This window comes from Streptomyces sp. NPDC003720 (assembly GCF_042875075.1).
GTDB lineage: Bacteria > Actinomycetota > Actinomycetes > Streptomycetales > Streptomycetaceae > Streptomyces.
In genome coordinates this window covers 217,837-231,992 of record NZ_JBIANZ010000007.1, presented here as the reverse complement: position 1 = coordinate 231,992, position 14,156 = coordinate 217,837, and the positions used below count along the sequence as shown (strand labels likewise).

Annotated in this window: 10 protein-coding genes; 3 read left to right on the top strand and 7 right to left on the bottom strand. The window is 73.2% G+C overall.

Annotation, left to right across the window (positions count from 1 at the left end):
- Positions 1-3 precede the first annotated feature (3 nt).
- Genes ACFYU0_RS20965 through ACFYU0_RS20955 form a run of 3 tightly spaced genes read right to left on the bottom strand, consistent with a single transcriptional unit; the run spans position 4 to position 4,066 of the window.
- Positions 4-1,602 carry an acyl-CoA carboxylase subunit beta gene (locus tag ACFYU0_RS20965; protein ID WP_389303206.1) on the bottom strand — a complete coding sequence of 533 codons (1,599 nt, stop codon included), beginning with the start codon at positions 1,600-1,602 and terminating at the stop codon, positions 4-6.
- The gene (locus ACFYU0_RS20960; protein ID WP_389303204.1) at positions 1,599-3,275 is read right to left on the bottom strand and encodes an acyclic terpene utilization AtuA family protein; all 1,677 of its coding nucleotides are present in this window, start codon (positions 3,273-3,275) and stop codon (positions 1,599-1,601) included. The genes ACFYU0_RS20965 and ACFYU0_RS20960 overlap by 4 nt, the downstream gene beginning before the upstream one ends.
- The gene (locus ACFYU0_RS20955) at positions 3,272-4,066 is read right to left on the bottom strand and encodes a TIGR03084 family metal-binding protein (protein WP_389303201.1); all 795 of its coding nucleotides are present in this window, start codon (positions 4,064-4,066) and stop codon (positions 3,272-3,274) included. The genes ACFYU0_RS20960 and ACFYU0_RS20955 overlap by 4 nt, the downstream gene beginning before the upstream one ends.
- A gap of 146 nt (positions 4,067-4,212) precedes the next feature.
- On the opposite strand from ACFYU0_RS20955, the gene ACFYU0_RS20950 reads away from it, so the two are divergent.
- On the top strand, positions 4,213-4,953 hold the full coding sequence (locus ACFYU0_RS20950) for a class I SAM-dependent DNA methyltransferase (protein WP_389303198.1): 741 nt from the start codon (positions 4,213-4,215) through the stop codon (positions 4,951-4,953).
- A gap of 181 nt (positions 4,954-5,134) precedes the next feature.
- Here ACFYU0_RS20950 and ACFYU0_RS20945 read toward each other — a convergent pair whose 3' ends face one another.
- Positions 5,135-6,082, bottom strand: coding sequence for a DMT family transporter (locus ACFYU0_RS20945; RefSeq protein WP_389303195.1), 948 nt, complete (start codon positions 6,080-6,082; stop codon positions 5,135-5,137).
- Positions 6,083-6,373: 291 nt separating this feature from the next.
- Positions 6,374-9,274, bottom strand: a complete 2,901-nt coding sequence (locus ACFYU0_RS20940; protein WP_389303192.1) for an FAD-binding and (Fe-S)-binding domain-containing protein — start codon at positions 9,272-9,274, stop codon at positions 6,374-6,376.
- Between the two features lie 156 nt (positions 9,275-9,430).
- Here ACFYU0_RS20940 and serC point away from each other — a divergent pair, with 156 nt between their 5' ends.
- The gene (gene serC, locus ACFYU0_RS20935) at positions 9,431-10,549 is read left to right on the top strand and encodes a phosphoserine transaminase (protein WP_389303189.1); all 1,119 of its coding nucleotides are present in this window, start codon (positions 9,431-9,433) and stop codon (positions 10,547-10,549) included.
- A 134-nt stretch (positions 10,550-10,683) separates the two neighbouring features.
- Here the strand turns inward: serC and ACFYU0_RS20930 are convergent, their stop codons facing one another.
- Complete coding sequence (locus ACFYU0_RS20930) at positions 10,684-12,201, bottom strand: cellulase family glycosylhydrolase (protein WP_389303186.1); 1,518 nt, start codon at positions 12,199-12,201, stop codon at positions 10,684-10,686.
- Between the two features lie 136 nt (positions 12,202-12,337).
- Complete coding sequence (locus ACFYU0_RS20925; protein ID WP_389303183.1) at positions 12,338-13,303, bottom strand: WD40 repeat domain-containing protein; 966 nt, start codon at positions 13,301-13,303, stop codon at positions 12,338-12,340.
- Positions 13,304-13,391: 88 nt separating this feature from the next.
- Here ACFYU0_RS20925 and ACFYU0_RS20920 point away from each other — a divergent pair, with 88 nt between their 5' ends.
- The gene (locus tag ACFYU0_RS20920) at positions 13,392-14,075 is read left to right on the top strand and encodes an SGNH/GDSL hydrolase family protein (protein ID WP_389303181.1); all 684 of its coding nucleotides are present in this window, start codon (positions 13,392-13,394) and stop codon (positions 14,073-14,075) included.
- The last annotated feature ends 81 nt before the right edge of the window (positions 14,076-14,156 follow it).

Genomic DNA, 14,156 nt, shown 5'->3' with positions numbered 1-14,156 from the left:
GCCTCACATCCGGAAGACGCCGAAGCCGCCGCGCGCGCCCTCGAAGGGCGCGGTGTGGACGGCGGACAGGCACAGGCCGAGGACGGTGCGGGTGTCGCGCGGGTCGATGACGCCGTCGTCGTACAGCCGCCCGGACAGGAACATCGGCAGCGACTCGGACTCGATCTGCTGCTCCACCATGGCGCGCAGGGCGGCGTCCGCGTCGTCGTCGTACGGCCGGCCCTTCGCCGCCGCCGACTGCCGGGCGACGATGGACAGCACGCCCGCGAGCTGCTGCGGGCCCATGACGGCGGACTTGGCGCTGGGCCAGGCGAACAGGAAGCGCGGGTCGTAGGCGCGGCCGCACATGCCGTAGTGCCCGGCGCCGTAGGAGGCGCCCATCAGGACGGACAGGTGGGGGACGCGGCTGTTGCTGACCGCGTTGATCATCATGGCGCCGTGCTTGATGATCCCGCCCTGCTCGTACTCCTTGCCGACCATGTAGCCCGTGGTGTTGTGCAGGAAGAGCAGCGGGATGTCGCGCTGGTTGGCGAGCTGGATGAACTGGGCGGCCTTCTGCGACTCGGCGCTGAACAGGACGCCCTGGGCGTTGGCCAGGATGCCGACCGGGTAGCCGTGCAGCGTGGCCCAGCCGGTCGTCAGGCTCGTCCCGTACAGCGGCTTGAACTCGTCGAAGTCGGAGCCGTCGACGAGCCGGGCGATGACCTCGCGGGGGTCGAAGGGGGTCTTCAGGTCGCCGGGGACGATGCCCAGCAGTTCCTCGCCGTCGTACTTGGGCGGCTGCGCGAAGGGGGGATCGGGGTGCGCCTTGCGGTGGTTGAGGCGGGCGACGACCCGGCGGGCCTGCCGGAGCGCGTCCCGCTCGTCGACGGCGAAGTGGTCGGCGAGGCCCGACACGCGCGCGTGCATCTCCGCGCCGCCGAGGGACTCGTCGTCGCTCTCCTCGCCGGTCGCCATCTTGACCAGCGGCGGACCGCCGAGGAACACCTTGGCGCGCTCCTTGACCATGATCACGTGGTCGGACATGCCGGGGACGTAGGCGCCGCCGGCGGTGGAGTTGCCGAAGACGACGGCGACGGTCGGGATGCCGGCCGCCGAGAGCCTGGTGAGGTCCCGGAAGATGGCGCCGCCGGGGATGAAGATCTCCTTCTGGGAGGGCAGGTCGGCGCCGCCGGACTCCACCAGGCTGATGCAGGGCAGCCGGTTGGCGAGGGCGATGTCGTTGGCGCGCAGTGCCTTCCGCAGGCTCCAGGGGTTGCTGGCGCCGCCGCGCACGGTCGGGTCGTTCGCGGTGATCAGGCACTCCACGCCCTCGACCACGCCGATGCCGGTGACCAGCGAGGCGCCCACCGTGTAGTCGCTGCCCCAGCCGGCGAGCGGGGACAGTTCGAGGAACGGGGTGTCCGGGTCGAGGAGCAGTTCGATGCGTTCGCGGGCGAGCAGTTTGCCGCGCTCGCGGTGCCGCTGGACGTACTTCTCACCGCCGCCCGCGAGGGCCTTGGCGTGCTCGGTGTCCAGGTCGGCGAGCTTGGCGAGCATGGCCTCGCGGTTGGCCCGGTAGTCGGGGCCGCCAGTGTCGAGGGCGGAGGACAGTACGGTCACAGCAGGGCCTCCGGGATGTCCAGGTGGCGGGAGCGCAGCCATTCGCCGAGGGCCTTGGCCTGCGGGTCGAAGCGGGCCTGGGCGGCGACGCCGGCGCCGAGGATGCCGGTGACGACGAAGTTGAGGGCGCGCAGGTTGGGCAGCACGTGCCGGGTGACGGGGAGGTCCCGGCTCTCGGGGATCAGCTCCCGGAACCGGTCGGCGGTCAGTTCGTGGGCGAGCCACCGCCAGGCCTCGTCCGACCGCGCCCACACGCCCACGTTGGCGTTTCCGCCCTTGTCGCCGCTGCGGGCTCCGGCGACCAGACCGAGGGGCGCCCGGCGGACCGGGCCGGGCGGCGGCGGCTCGGGCAGGGCGGGTTCCGGTGCGGCGTCCAGCGCGGCCGTGTCCGCGGCCGGTGCCACCGGGACACGCCGGCCGTCGTGGAGGACGGCCACATGGTCGACGGCGCCATGGGGCACGTACACGTCCTCGAAGACTCCATAGGGGGCGCCCTTCCCCGGTGGGGCGAGCACATGGAAGCCGGGGTAGCTGGCCAGCGCCAGTTCCACGGCGGCCCCGCTCAGGGCCCGTCCCACGAGCCGCTCGTCCGGGTCCCGGACGACCAGGCGCAGCAGGGCGCTCGCGGTCTCCTCGGTGTCCGCGTCGGCGCGGTCGGTGCGCACGAGGTCCCAGCGCACCTCCCGCGGCGGCGACTTGGCGAGCGCGTCGGTGAGCTGCTCGCGCACGAGGGCGGCCTTGGCCTCGACGTCGAGTCCGGTGAGCACGAAGACGACCTCGTTGCGGAAGCCGCCGAGGCGGTTGAGCCCGACCTTGAGCGTCGGCGGCGGAGCCTCCCCGCGCACTCCCTCGATCCGCACCCGGTCCGGGCCGTCCTGGCTCAGCCGCACGGTGTCCAGCCGGGCGGTGACGTCCGGCCCGGCGTACCGGCCGCCGGCCGTCTCGTACAGCAGTTGGGCCGTGACCGTGCCGACGTCGACGAGGCCGCCGGTGCCGGGGTGCTTGGTGACGACGCTGCTGCCGTCGGCGTGGATCTCGGCGAGCGGGAAGCCGGGACGGCGTACGTCGCCCTCCCCGAAGAAGGCGTAGTTGCCGCCGGTGGCCTGCGTCCCGCACTCCAGCACGTGCCCGGCGACGACGGCGCCGGCGAGCCGGTCGTACTCCCCCGGCCGCCAGCCGAAGTGGGCGGCTGCGGGCCCGGTGACCAGGGCCGCGTCCGTCACCCGCCCGGTGACGACCACGTCCGCGCCGGCCCGCAGGCACTCGGCGATCCCGAAGCCGCCCAGGTAGGCGTGGGCGGCGAGGGCGCCGGGGTGGGCGGCGGCGAGATCGTCGCCCTCGACATGGGCGACCCGCACCGGCAGGCCGAGCCGCTCGCTCAACTCCCGGACCTTCTCCGCCAGTCCGGCCGGGTTCAGGCCGCCGGCGTTGGTGACGATCCGCACCCCGCGCTCATGGGCGAGGCCGAGGCAGTCCTCCAGTTGGCGCAGGAAGGTGCGGGCGTACCCGGCGGCCGGGTCCTTCAGGCGGTCGCGGCCGAGGATGAGCATGGTGAGTTCGGCGAGGTAGTCACCGGTGAGGACGTCGACCTCGCCGCCGGTGAGCATCTCGCGCAGCGCGTCGAAGCGGTCGCCGTAGAAGCCGGAGAAGTTGCCGATGCGCAGCGGGTTCACCGCGTTCCCTCCCGCGGCGGGCGGCCGGCGCCGGGCGGGCCCGCGAAGGCCTGGGCGATGCCGAGCCAGCGGTCGGCGTCCGGGCCCTCGGCGCGCAGGCCGAGGTCGGCGCGGTGGGCCCGCTGGGTGACCAGCAGGCAGAAGTCCAGCGCGGGCCCGGTGACCCGCTGGGCGGCGTCCTGCGGCCCGTAGGTCCAGAGGTCGCCGGAGGGGGCCCGGAGTTCGACGCGGAACTCCTCGGCGGGCGGGGTGAGTCCGTGGACGACGTGGGCGAAGTCGCGGGTCCGCACCCCGAGCCTTGCCACATGCCTCAGCCGGTCGGTGGGCGGGCGTGCCACACCGAGGGCGTCGGCGATGTCCAGCCCGTGGGCCCAGGTCTCCATGAGGCGGGCGGTGGCCATGGAGGCGGCCGACATGGGCGGCCCGTACCAGGGGAACCGGCTGCCGGCCGGTGCGTCGCGCAGGGCCCGCCGCAGATCGTCCCGTCCGGCACGCCACCCCGCCAGCAGCTCGGCGGACGGCAGGCGCGCGCCGTCCTCCGCGCCCTCGTCCACGAACGAGTCGGGGGCGGCCAGCGCCTTCTCGACCAGCGCCTGGAAGGCCTCGGCGTCGGTGACGGCCAGCAGGGCCGAGCGGTCTGTCCAGGCGAGGTGCGCGATCTGGTGGGCGACGGTCCAGCCGGGCGCCGGAGTGGGCCGGGCCCACTCCTCCGGTCTCAAGACCGCGACCAGAAGGTCGAGTTCGTCGTTCTCGGCACGCAGGTCGTCGATGACGGGCGTCGGGTCGGCCATGAGGGGGAGCATGACAGCGGGGCCAGAAACAATCAAGCGTGCTTGCATTCTTTTCTGGGCCGTGGCCGGGAATCCGCCGGGCCGTGACGCGGAGCCGCCGGAAAAAGGCCGCGCGGCGCCTCGCGCTCCGGGCCTACCGTCGCGGCATGGTCGATGAGGACGGTTACTTCGGGGAGTCCGTCGCGGCTTCGTACGACGAGTCGGTGGCGGAGATGTTCGCGGACGGGGTCGTCGCTCCGGCGGTCGGCGTGCTGGCGGAGCTGGCCGGTGACGGGCGGGCGCTGGAGCTGGGGGTCGGGACCGGGCGCCTGGCGCTGCCGCTCGCGCGGCGCGGTGTCGAGGTGCACGGCGTCGACCTGTCACGGGCGATGGTGGACCGGCTGCGGGCCAAGCCGGGCGGTGACGCGGTCGGGGTGACGGTCGGGGACTTCGCGACGACCAGGGTGGACGGCGCCTTCCGGGTCGCCTACCTGGTCTTCAACACGATCATGAACCTCACCTCGCAGGACGCCCAGGTGGACTGCTTCCGCAACGCGGCCGGCCATCTGGAGCCCGGCGGCTGCTTCGTCGTCGAGGTCATGGTGCCGGATCTGCGCCGGCTGCCGCCGGGACAGAACGCGGTGCCGTTCCGGGTGGAGGAGGGGCGGCTGGGCTTCGACCTGTACGACGTGGCGACGCAGTCGGTCAGCTCGCACCACGTGCGGACGGCGGACGGCCGGGCGACGTACTCCTCGGTTCCGTTCCGCTACGTGTGGCCCGCCGAGCTGGACCTGATGGCCCGGCTCGCGGGGCTGCGGCTGCGCTCGCGGTGGGACGGGTGGACGCGAGAGCCCTTCACGAGCGACAGCCGGCAGCACGTGTCGGTGTGGGAGAAACCGGCCGGCTGAACGCCGGGCGCACCGGCCGGGCGACGGTCAGGCCTCCGGACTCCGGGCGCGCGGCCCGGACGACGGTCAGGCCTCGGGAGCCGGGCACGGAGCCCGTGCGACGGTCACGCCTCCGGACTTCGAGCGCGCGGCCCGGACGACGGTCAGGCCTCGGGAGCCGGGCACGCGGCCCGGGCGGCGGTCAAGCCTCGGGGGCCGGGGTCGGGAGCTTGCCGCGCCCGACCTGGGACCTGACCGCGCCGATGGTCGCCGCGATCACCAGGGCGATGGCGGCGGCCTCCGTGGCGGAGAGCGCCTGGCCGAGGATCAGGAAGCCCGCCGTGGCCGCGATGGCCGGCTCCAGGCTCATGAGGATGGCGAAGGTGTGGGCGGGCAGGCGGCGCAGCGCCAGGAGTTCCAGGGTGTAGGGCAGCACCGAGGAGAGCAGCGCCACCGCCGAGCCGAGGGCGAGGGTGGTGGGGTTCAGCAGGCGGCTGCCGGCCTCGGCGATACCGAGAGGGAGGAACAGCAGCGCGGCCACCGCCATCGCCAGCGCCAGCCCGTCCGCCTGCGGGAAGCGGCGGCCGGTGCGGGCGCTGAAGATGATGTAGGCGGCCCACATGGCGCCCGCGCCCAGGGCGAAGGCCACGCCTACGGGGTCCAGATCGCTGAAGCCCCCGCCGCCCAGAAGGAAGACGCCCGCCAGGGCGAGCGCCGCCCACAGCGCGTTGATCGCACGGCGGGACGCCAGCACGGACAGCGTCAGCGGACCGAGGACCTCCAGGGTGACCGCGGGGCCCAGCGGGATGCGGGCGACCGCCTCGTAGAAGAGGCCGTTCATCCCGCCCATGGCGATACCGAAGGCGATCACGGTGCCCCAGTCGGTGCGCGAGTGGCCGCGCAGCCGGGGCCGGCAGACCACCAGCAGGACCACGGCCGCCGCGAAGAGCCGCAGGGTGACGACGCCGAGCGCGCCGGCCCTCGGCATCAGGGTCACCGCGACCGCCGCACCGAACTGCACCGAGATGCCGCCGGCCAGCACCAGACCGACCGGCCCGAGCGAGCCGAACGAACCGAGACGGCGCGGCCCGCCTCCGGAGGTAGCCGGCACGTGCTGCGTCGAGGGGGCGGTGCGGCTTGAGGTGCTCACGGGCGGTCCTGTGGCTGGCTGGGATCAGGGATGGGAGTCAGGACTCGGATCATGTCCATCTCGATGTACTTCCAAGTCCAGGGTAGTGGACTCCGTCAGGAGTGTGAACCCGGTATGCAACTGTTCCGCATGCTGGACGCCGCCCGTTCACATACCGACCCCCCACCCGCCCTTCAGCCCCCAGGCCGCCAGCACCTCGGTGTCCGTCGGTGAGGACGATCCGGTCGGCGGCGGCCACCTCGGGCTCGGCGAGCACGGCATCCAGGGCGGAGAGGACACCGTGGATGTCGGTCACTTCGCCGCTCCCGTCCCGCCGCCCGGACCGTCCAGCCCGTCCGACCCGTCCAGCCCCTTCAACGCCTCCGACCCGTCCAGCCCGTCCGGCGCTTCCGCTCCGTCCAGCGCCTCCGCCAGTACCTCCGCCAGGTGCCGTCCCCGTACCCCGGCCAGTTGCTCGAGCTGGGTGCGGCAGGAGAAGCCGTCCGCGAGGATCAGCGTCCCCTCGGGCGCGGCGCGCACCGACGGCAGGAGCTGGTCCTCCGCGCAGGCGCGGGAGACCTCGAAGTGGCCCCTCTCGAAGCCGAAGTTGCCCGCGAGGCCGCAGCAGCCGCCGCTCAGCTCGCCGGTCAGGCCCGCGGACTCGCGCAGCGCGCGGTCGGCGCCGTCGCCGAGGACCGCGTGCTGATGGCAGTGGGTCTGCCCGGCGACCGGGCGGCCGACGGCGGGCGGGGCCCAGCCGGGGGCGTGCCGGCGCAGGGTCTCGGCGAAGGTGAGGACCGCCGACGACAGCCTGGCCGCGCGCGGGTCGTCCGGCAGGAGTTCCGGCAGGTCGGCGCGCAGGGCCGCGGCGCAGCTCGGTTCCAGGACGACGACGGGGAGGCCCCTGCGCAGCACCGGTTCCATCAGGTCCAGGGTGCGGCGCAGCACGGTGCGCGCCCGGTCGAGGCGGCCGGTGGAGACGTAGGTCAGGCCGCAGCAGACCCCGCCGCCGGCCGGTCGGGACGGTGGCAGCACCACCCTGAGCCCGGCCGCCTCCAGCACCCGCACGGCCGCCCGGCCGACCGAGGGCGAGAGGTGCTCGGTGAAGGTGTCGGGCCACAGCACGACCGGCTCTCCGGTGCTCCGCCGCTCGCGCCGCCGCCACCAGCGGCTGAACGTCAGCGGCGCCAGCCGGGGGATGTCCCGCTCCGGGGCGATTCCGGCCAGCCGCTTGCCGATCCGGGCCGGCAGCCGCAGCGAGGCGAGCCGGTTGAGCGGCCGCGCCGCGCCGGCCCGGGCCGCCCAGCGCAGCCACACCGGCAGCCCGCCCATGCTGTAGTGGGCGGCCGGCCGGCGCCGGTGCCGGTAGTGGTGGTGCAGGAACTCCGCCTTGTAGGTGGCCATGTCGACGCCGACGGGGCAGTCCGAGCGGCAGCCCTTGCAGGACAGGCACAGGTCCAGCGCGTCCCGGACCTCGGTGGAGCGCCAGCCGTCGGTGACCAGTTCGCCCGCGAGCATCTCGTGCAGCAGCCGGGCCCGGCCCCGGGTGGAGTGCTCCTCCTCGCCCGTCGCCCGGAACGAGGGGCACATCACGTCGGGTCCGGCCGCCGTGGCCGTACGGCACTTGGCGACGCCGACGCAGCGGCGGACGGCGGCCTGGAAGTCGCCGTCGTCGGCCGGGTAGCCGAAGGCGACGTCGACCGGGCGGCGGGGCAGCACGGCGAAGCGGAGGTTCGCGTCCAGCGGGTCCGGGCGGACCAGCATCCCGGGATTGAGCAGGTCGTCCGGGTCCCAGATCCCCTTGGCCCGCTCGAAGAGCCGCACCGTCTCCTCGCCGTACATCCGCGGCAGCAGCTCGGCGCGGGCCTGGCCGTCGCCGTGCTCCCCGGACAGGGAGCCGCCGTGGGCCACCACCAGGTCTGCGAGGTCACCGGAGAAGCGCCGGAAGCGGGCCACTCCCGGCTCGGTGAGCAGGTCGAAGTCGATGCGGACGTGGATGCAGCCGTCCCCGAAGTGGCCGTACGGAGTGCCGTGCAGGCCGTGGGAGGACAGCAGGGCGCGGAAGTCCCGCAGATAGGCGCCGAGCCGCTCCGGCGGCACCGCGCAGTCCTCCCAGCCGGGCCAGGCCTCCCTCCCGTCCGGCGTCCGGGTGGCCGTACCGCTCGCGTCCTCGCGGACGCGCCACAGGGCCCGCTGCGCCGCGGGTGCTGTGACCACGAGGGAGTCGACGACGTCGGCCGCGCGGGCGATCTCCTCCGCACGCGCGCGTGCCTCGGCCGCCGTCCCGCCGCCGGTCTCCACGAACAGCCAGGCGTGCCCTCCCGGCAGGTCGGCGGGCTCCGGGACGAGGTCGGCCGCCATGCCCTCCACCGTCAGCGGCCCGAACGGGAGCAGCCCCGCCGCGGCCTCGGCGGCCGCGCTCTCGTCGCCGTATCCCAGCACCGCCAGTGCACGCGCGCGCGGAGTCTCCACCAGCCGTACGACCGCCTCGGTCAGGATGCCGAGGGTGCCTTCGGAGCCGCAGAAGGAGCGGGCTACGTCGGCGCCCTTCTCGGGCAGCAGGGCGTCCAGCGCGTACCCGGAGATGCGGCGGGGCAGTTCGGGGAACCCGGTGCGCAGCCGGGCCAGGTCGCCCGCCACCAGGTCGCGCAGCCCTTCCGGCGCCCCGGCCCAGTCCCGCCCGAGCCGCAGCCGCCGACCGCGCGCGGTGACGACGGACAGTTCGCGCACGCTGTCCGCGGTGGTGCCCCAGGCGACCGAGTGGGAGCCGCACGCGTTGTTGCCGATCATCCCGCCGAGCGTGCACCGGCTGTGCGTGGAGGGGTCGGGTCCGAACCGCAGTCCGTGCGGTGCGGCGGCCTCCTGCAGGCGGTCGAGGACGAGCCCGGGCTGGACCACGGCGGTGCGCGTGCCCGGGTCCAGCTCCAGCAGCCCGTTCATGTGCCGGGTGAAGTCCAGGACCACGCCCGTGCCGGTCGCCTGCCCCGCGATGGAGGTGCCCCCGCCGCGCGCCACCACCGGCACCCCGCGCGCCCGGCACACCTCCAGCACGGCCGCGACGTCGGCCGCGTCCCGCGGGGCCACCACCCCGGCCGGCACCCGCCGGTAGTTGGACGCGTCCATCGTCACGAGCGCCCGGGACGTGGTGCCGAAGCCGATCTCGCCCCGGACGGCCCCGCGCAGCTCCGCCGCAAGACCCGAGAGATCCGTCATGCGTCCAGGATGCATCCGCTCACCCACAGTCACCGGAAGTTCTCCACAGCCGGACCCGATCAGTCGTACGACCGCACAAGTCCATGCCCCGGCGGACTCGTCTCATCGGACGGACACGGTTCCGTCCCGTTTCGCGCAGCGGATACCCTCCGAAGCGTGGCCGACATCCAGATCCCCGCTGACATCAAGCCCGCCGACGGACGCTTCGGCGCTGGCCCCTCCAAGGTGCGGACCGAGGCGCTGGACGCCCTCGCCGCCACTGGCACGTCCCTCCTGGGTACCTCCCACCGCCAGGCGCCCGTGAAGAACCTGGTCGGCAAGGTACGCGAGGGCATCTCCGAGCTGTTCTCCCTGCCCGAGGGCTACGAGGTGGTCCTCGGCAACGGCGGCTCGACCGCCTTCTGGGACATCGCCACCCACGGTCTGATCGAGAACAAGTCCCAGCACCTCAACTTCGGCGAGTTCTCCTCGAAGTTCGCCAAGGCCGCGAAGCTCGCCCCCTGGCTGGCCGAGCCCACGGTCGTCGCCTCCGACCCCGGCACCCACCCCGAGGCGCACGCCGAGGCGGGTGTCGACGTCTACGCGTTCACCCACAACGAGACCTCCACCGGTGTCGCCATGCCCATCAAGCGCGTGGCCGGCGCCGACGAGGGCGCGCTCGTCCTGGTGGACGCCACCTCCGGCGCGGGCGGCCTCCCGGTCGACGTCGCCGAGACGGACGTCTACTACTTCGCCCCGCAGAAGTCCTTCGCCTCCGACGGCGGCCTGTGGATCGGCATCTTCTCCCCGGCCGCGATCGAGCGCGCCGAGCGCGTCCACGCCTCCGGCCGGCACGTCCCGGAGTTCTTCAGCCTGCCGACGGCGATCGACAACTCCCGCAAGAACCAGACGTACAACACCCCGGCCCTCGCCACCCTCTTCCTGCTGAACGAGCAGCTCGAGTGGATCAACGGCCAGGGCGGCCTGGACTGGTCCACGGCCCGCACCAAGGACTCCTCGACCCGCCTGTACGGCTGGGCGGAGGAGTCCAAGTACGCCACCCCGTTCGTCGCCGACCCGGCCAAGCGCTCGCAGGTCATCGGCACGATCGACTTCTCCGACGAGATCGACGCGGCCGCGGTCGCCAAGGTGCTGCGCGCCAACGGCATCGTGGACACCGAGCCGTACCGCAAGCTCGGCCGCAACCAGCTGCGTATCGCGATGTTCCCGGCGATCGACCCGGCGGACGTCGAGGCGCTGACGAAGTGCGTGGACTACGTGATCGAGAAGCTCTGACCCTCCGGGTACGAGCGGGAGGGCGCCCGGTGCTTCACGTACCGGGCGCCCTCTTCTCATGCCGCCGGGCGAGAGGCCGCCCTCATGCAGCCGGGCGAAACGCCGCCCTCACGCCGCCGGACCGGTCAGGCCGTTCACGTCGCCGTGCAGGTCAGCTTCGGCACCGTCCCGCCGCCGGGCGCGCCGCCGAAGCCGAAGCTCGTGGAACCGGCCACCGGCACACTGCCGTTGTGAGCGGCGTTCACAGCCGTCACACCGGTGCCGCTCTGGGTGTAGGCGGCGTTCCACATGGACGTGATCTGCTGTGAACCGCTCCACGTCCATGTCACCTTCCAGGACTTGAGGGCGGTGGTCCCGGTGTTCGTCACCGTCACCTGGGCGTTGAAGCCGCTCCCCCAGTCGCTGCTGACGGTGTAGGCTGCGCCGCAGGCGGCCGAGGCGCCGCCCCCGCCACCGCCGCCGTCGCCACCGCTCCCGCCGCCGGAGCCCGGGAACAACGGCGCCTTCACGCTCGCCAGGTACCCGTCCTTCACCGTGTCCACGGTCGTCCAGTCGTCCTTCAGGATGCCGCCCGTGTCACCGGAGTTGGGGTTCCACGACCAGAAGGTCCACTGGAAGGCGTCCGCGCCGTGGGTCGACGTCGGCCGCAGGTAGTCCACCAGCGCGGCCAGCCACTTCTGGTCCACGGCCGACTGCAGGGTGGTGCCGAACTCGCCCACCCACACCGGCGCGATGTTCTGCTTGAAGAGGTAGCCCCAGTACTTGTCCCAGATCCCCGGCATGTTGGCGGGGAAGGACGGATCGGCGAACCAGCTCTGCTGGGCCACGCTGGTGGCGTAGTCGTGCGCGGAGTACACGACGCGGTTCGGCACGTCGAGGCGGACCGGGTACTGCCCGGCGCCCATCAGGTTGCCGCCCCACCAGCCGGAGACGCCGTTGTACGTCTGCACGCCCTCGACGAAGACCAGCAGGTCCGGGTTGACGGAGAGCACCGCGTCGCCGCCCCGCTCGGCCGCGAGCCGCCAGTCGGTGGCCTGGTCGCCGCAGCCCCAGCAGGCCGGGTCGTGCGGCTCGTTGTGCAGGTCGATGCCGATGACCGTGTCCTGGCCCTTGTACCGGGCCGCCAGCGCCTTCAGGTCGGCGATCCAGGTCGACTCGGGCACGGAGGCGGTGTACCAGAGGGCCGACTGGCCGCCGGAGTCCGGCCGGTGCCGGTCGAGGATGACCTTCAGGCCGTCCTGACCGACGTAGGACACGATCCGGTCCATGACCTGGAGCGAGTTCAGCCCCTGCAGATCGGCGTTCTTGCCGCCGGAGAAGTCGATGCTCTCGGGCATCGTGCCGGCCTTGAACACGTCGTCGCTGTAGGGCAGCCGGATGGTGTTGTAACCCAGCGACCGCATCTGGTCGATCATGCTCTTGTAGTCGCGCGACCAGAGGCCGTGCGCCACGTGGTTGCCGGTCTCGAACCCGAACCAGTTGATCCCCGCGATGCGCACCGGCTGTCCGGCCGCGTCCAGGATCTGCCGGCCGCTGGTGTGCCAGTAGCCGGCTCCGGGGGCGGCGGCCGCGTGCGCCTGGTGTGCGCCCGCCAGGGGCAGCAGGAGCGCGGCGGCGGCAGCGCACAGCGCTCTTCGCAAGCTGCGGAACATGTGCCTCGGTTCCTCTCGGGAGGCGCGGCCCCGGAACGGATGGGAGCGCTCCCATGCACCGCACCCCTCCAGGAAACCCAGACGCCATGACCACGTCAAGAGGTCCGGTGCGCCGACTCCACCATGGCGGCGGCGCTCAGCGGCGCCGGCGCAGCAGCCGCAGCCCCAGGAGGACGACCGCGCCCACGGCGACGACGGTGGCCCCCACCTTGAGGCGCCCACCGCTGCCGCCGGCCCCGTCGGACGCGGAACCACCGTTCGCGGACGGGGACTTGGCGGAGTGGTCGCCCGGCGCGTCCTGCGCCTGGACCGAACTCCCGGCGCCTTCGCTGCCGTACATCAGCCGGGTCCCGTCGGCGGAGTACGTCAGGGACTCGCCCTGCCCCTGCAGGGGCACGTCGAGCCGGCCCTCGCGCTTGATGCGCCCGCCGTTCCAGTCGTAGTAGATCCCGCCGAAGTACCCGCGCACGGCGAGCTGCTCGCCGTCCGGGGAGAAGGCGGCGTCGGTGGCCCACAGGTCGACCGGGGCGACGGGGCGGAAGACGTTCGTGCCGGAGGTGGAGAGCGTCGAAGGCCCCTCGAAGAGGTGCCCGCCGTCCTCCTTCTTGTCGATGATGTACACGCGCCCGGTCTTCGGATGGACGAGGAGCGACTCGGCGTTGCGCGGCCCGTCGGAGTACTTCACCACGTACTGCCGCGCCGTCACCGTCTGGTCCTTCAGCACCTTCGGCTCGGGCAGCCGGTAGATCCACACGTACGGCCATCTGCCGTCGAAGTTGTCCCCGATGTCGCCCACGTAGATCTCGTTGTGCGGGCCGATGGAGATGGACTCCACGTCGCGCGGGGAGCCGATGCCGCGCAGGGTGACGGTCGCGACCGTGTTGCCGGTCCTGCTGTCCACGGCGTAGATGTACGGACCGTCGTCGCTGTCGTTGTGCGTCCAGTAGATGCCGGGGTGCAGCCGGGAGGCGGCCAGACCGCTGGACTCGGTGATCCTCGGGTCCTTGATGGTGAAACCCTGATCACCGTCGGCGGCATGGGCGGGCAGCGCGCAGGCACCCGCGAGCAGGGCCCCGGCAAGCAGGGCGAACGGTCGACGCATGCCCCAAGCCTGCCATTCGCCCCGTGGCTCCGGTGGACGTGTCGGGCCTCACATCCCACCGGCATCGGTGATCGTCCATCATGAGCGGGTGCTCAGGTTCATGCCCGTGGGGGACTCGATGACCATCGGGAGCGCGGGCGAACACACGTGGCGTTACCGTCTGTGGCAGCATCTGCGCGATTCGTACGGCGGCCCGTTCACCCTCGTGGGCCCGCGCGAGGAGCTGTACGACAAGGCGGCCGAGGCGCCGGTGTCGCACGCGTACGCGGACCCCGACTTCCCCCGGGCGCATCTGGCCGGCTGGGGCGAGGGCTGGCTGCACATGGCGCCGCTCATAGGCGAGGCGGCGCGCACGCACCGGGCCGACGTGCTGCTGGTCTCCCTGGGCCTCATCGACCTCGGCTTCTACACCAACGCCGAGCAGACGGCGGAGAACGTCCGGGCGTTCGTCACCGGCGCCCGCGAGGCACGGCCCGGCATCCGCATGGTGCTGCTGCCGGTGATCCCGAACGTCCGCGCCCGGACGGACGAGGAATTCGCGGCCCAGGTCGACCGGTTCAACGAGCTGCTCGCCAAGACGGTGGCCGACCTGGACGAGCCCCGCTCCGCCCTGCTGCTGGCCTCGCCGCCCGAGGCGTACGACATCGACGCGGACACCTACGACGGGACGCACCCCAACGCGCGCGGCGAACACCGGATCGCCCAGGCGTTCGCCGCCGCGATGTGGGAGGCCTGGGGAATCGGACAGGCGTACGCGGCCGGAACAGACTGACCAGATTCCGTCGTTTCCCCGTCACCGTGCGTATCGTTGAACCGCGCGGCTGCACCTGTCCACGGGGCAGCCGGGGAGGAG

What these genes read in the sequence shown, in the direction of transcription:
- ACFYU0_RS20955 (WP_389303201.1), bottom strand. Translation starts at nt 4,066, where the DNA reads ATGGCCGACCCGACGCCCGTCATCGACGACCTGCGTGCCGAGAACGAC.
- ACFYU0_RS20950 (WP_389303198.1), top strand. Translation starts at nt 4,213, where the DNA reads ATGGTCGATGAGGACGGTTACTTCGGGGAGTCCGTCGCGGCTTCGTAC.
- ACFYU0_RS20940 (WP_389303192.1), bottom strand. Translation starts at nt 9,274, where the DNA reads ATGACGGATCTCTCGGGTCTTGCGGCGGAGCTGCGCGGGGCCGTCCGG.
- ACFYU0_RS20930 (WP_389303186.1), bottom strand. Translation starts at nt 12,201, where the DNA reads ATGTTCCGCAGCTTGCGAAGAGCGCTGTGCGCTGCCGCCGCCGCGCTC.
- ACFYU0_RS20925 (WP_389303183.1), bottom strand. Translation starts at nt 13,303, where the DNA reads ATGCGTCGACCGTTCGCCCTGCTTGCCGGGGCCCTGCTCGCGGGTGCC.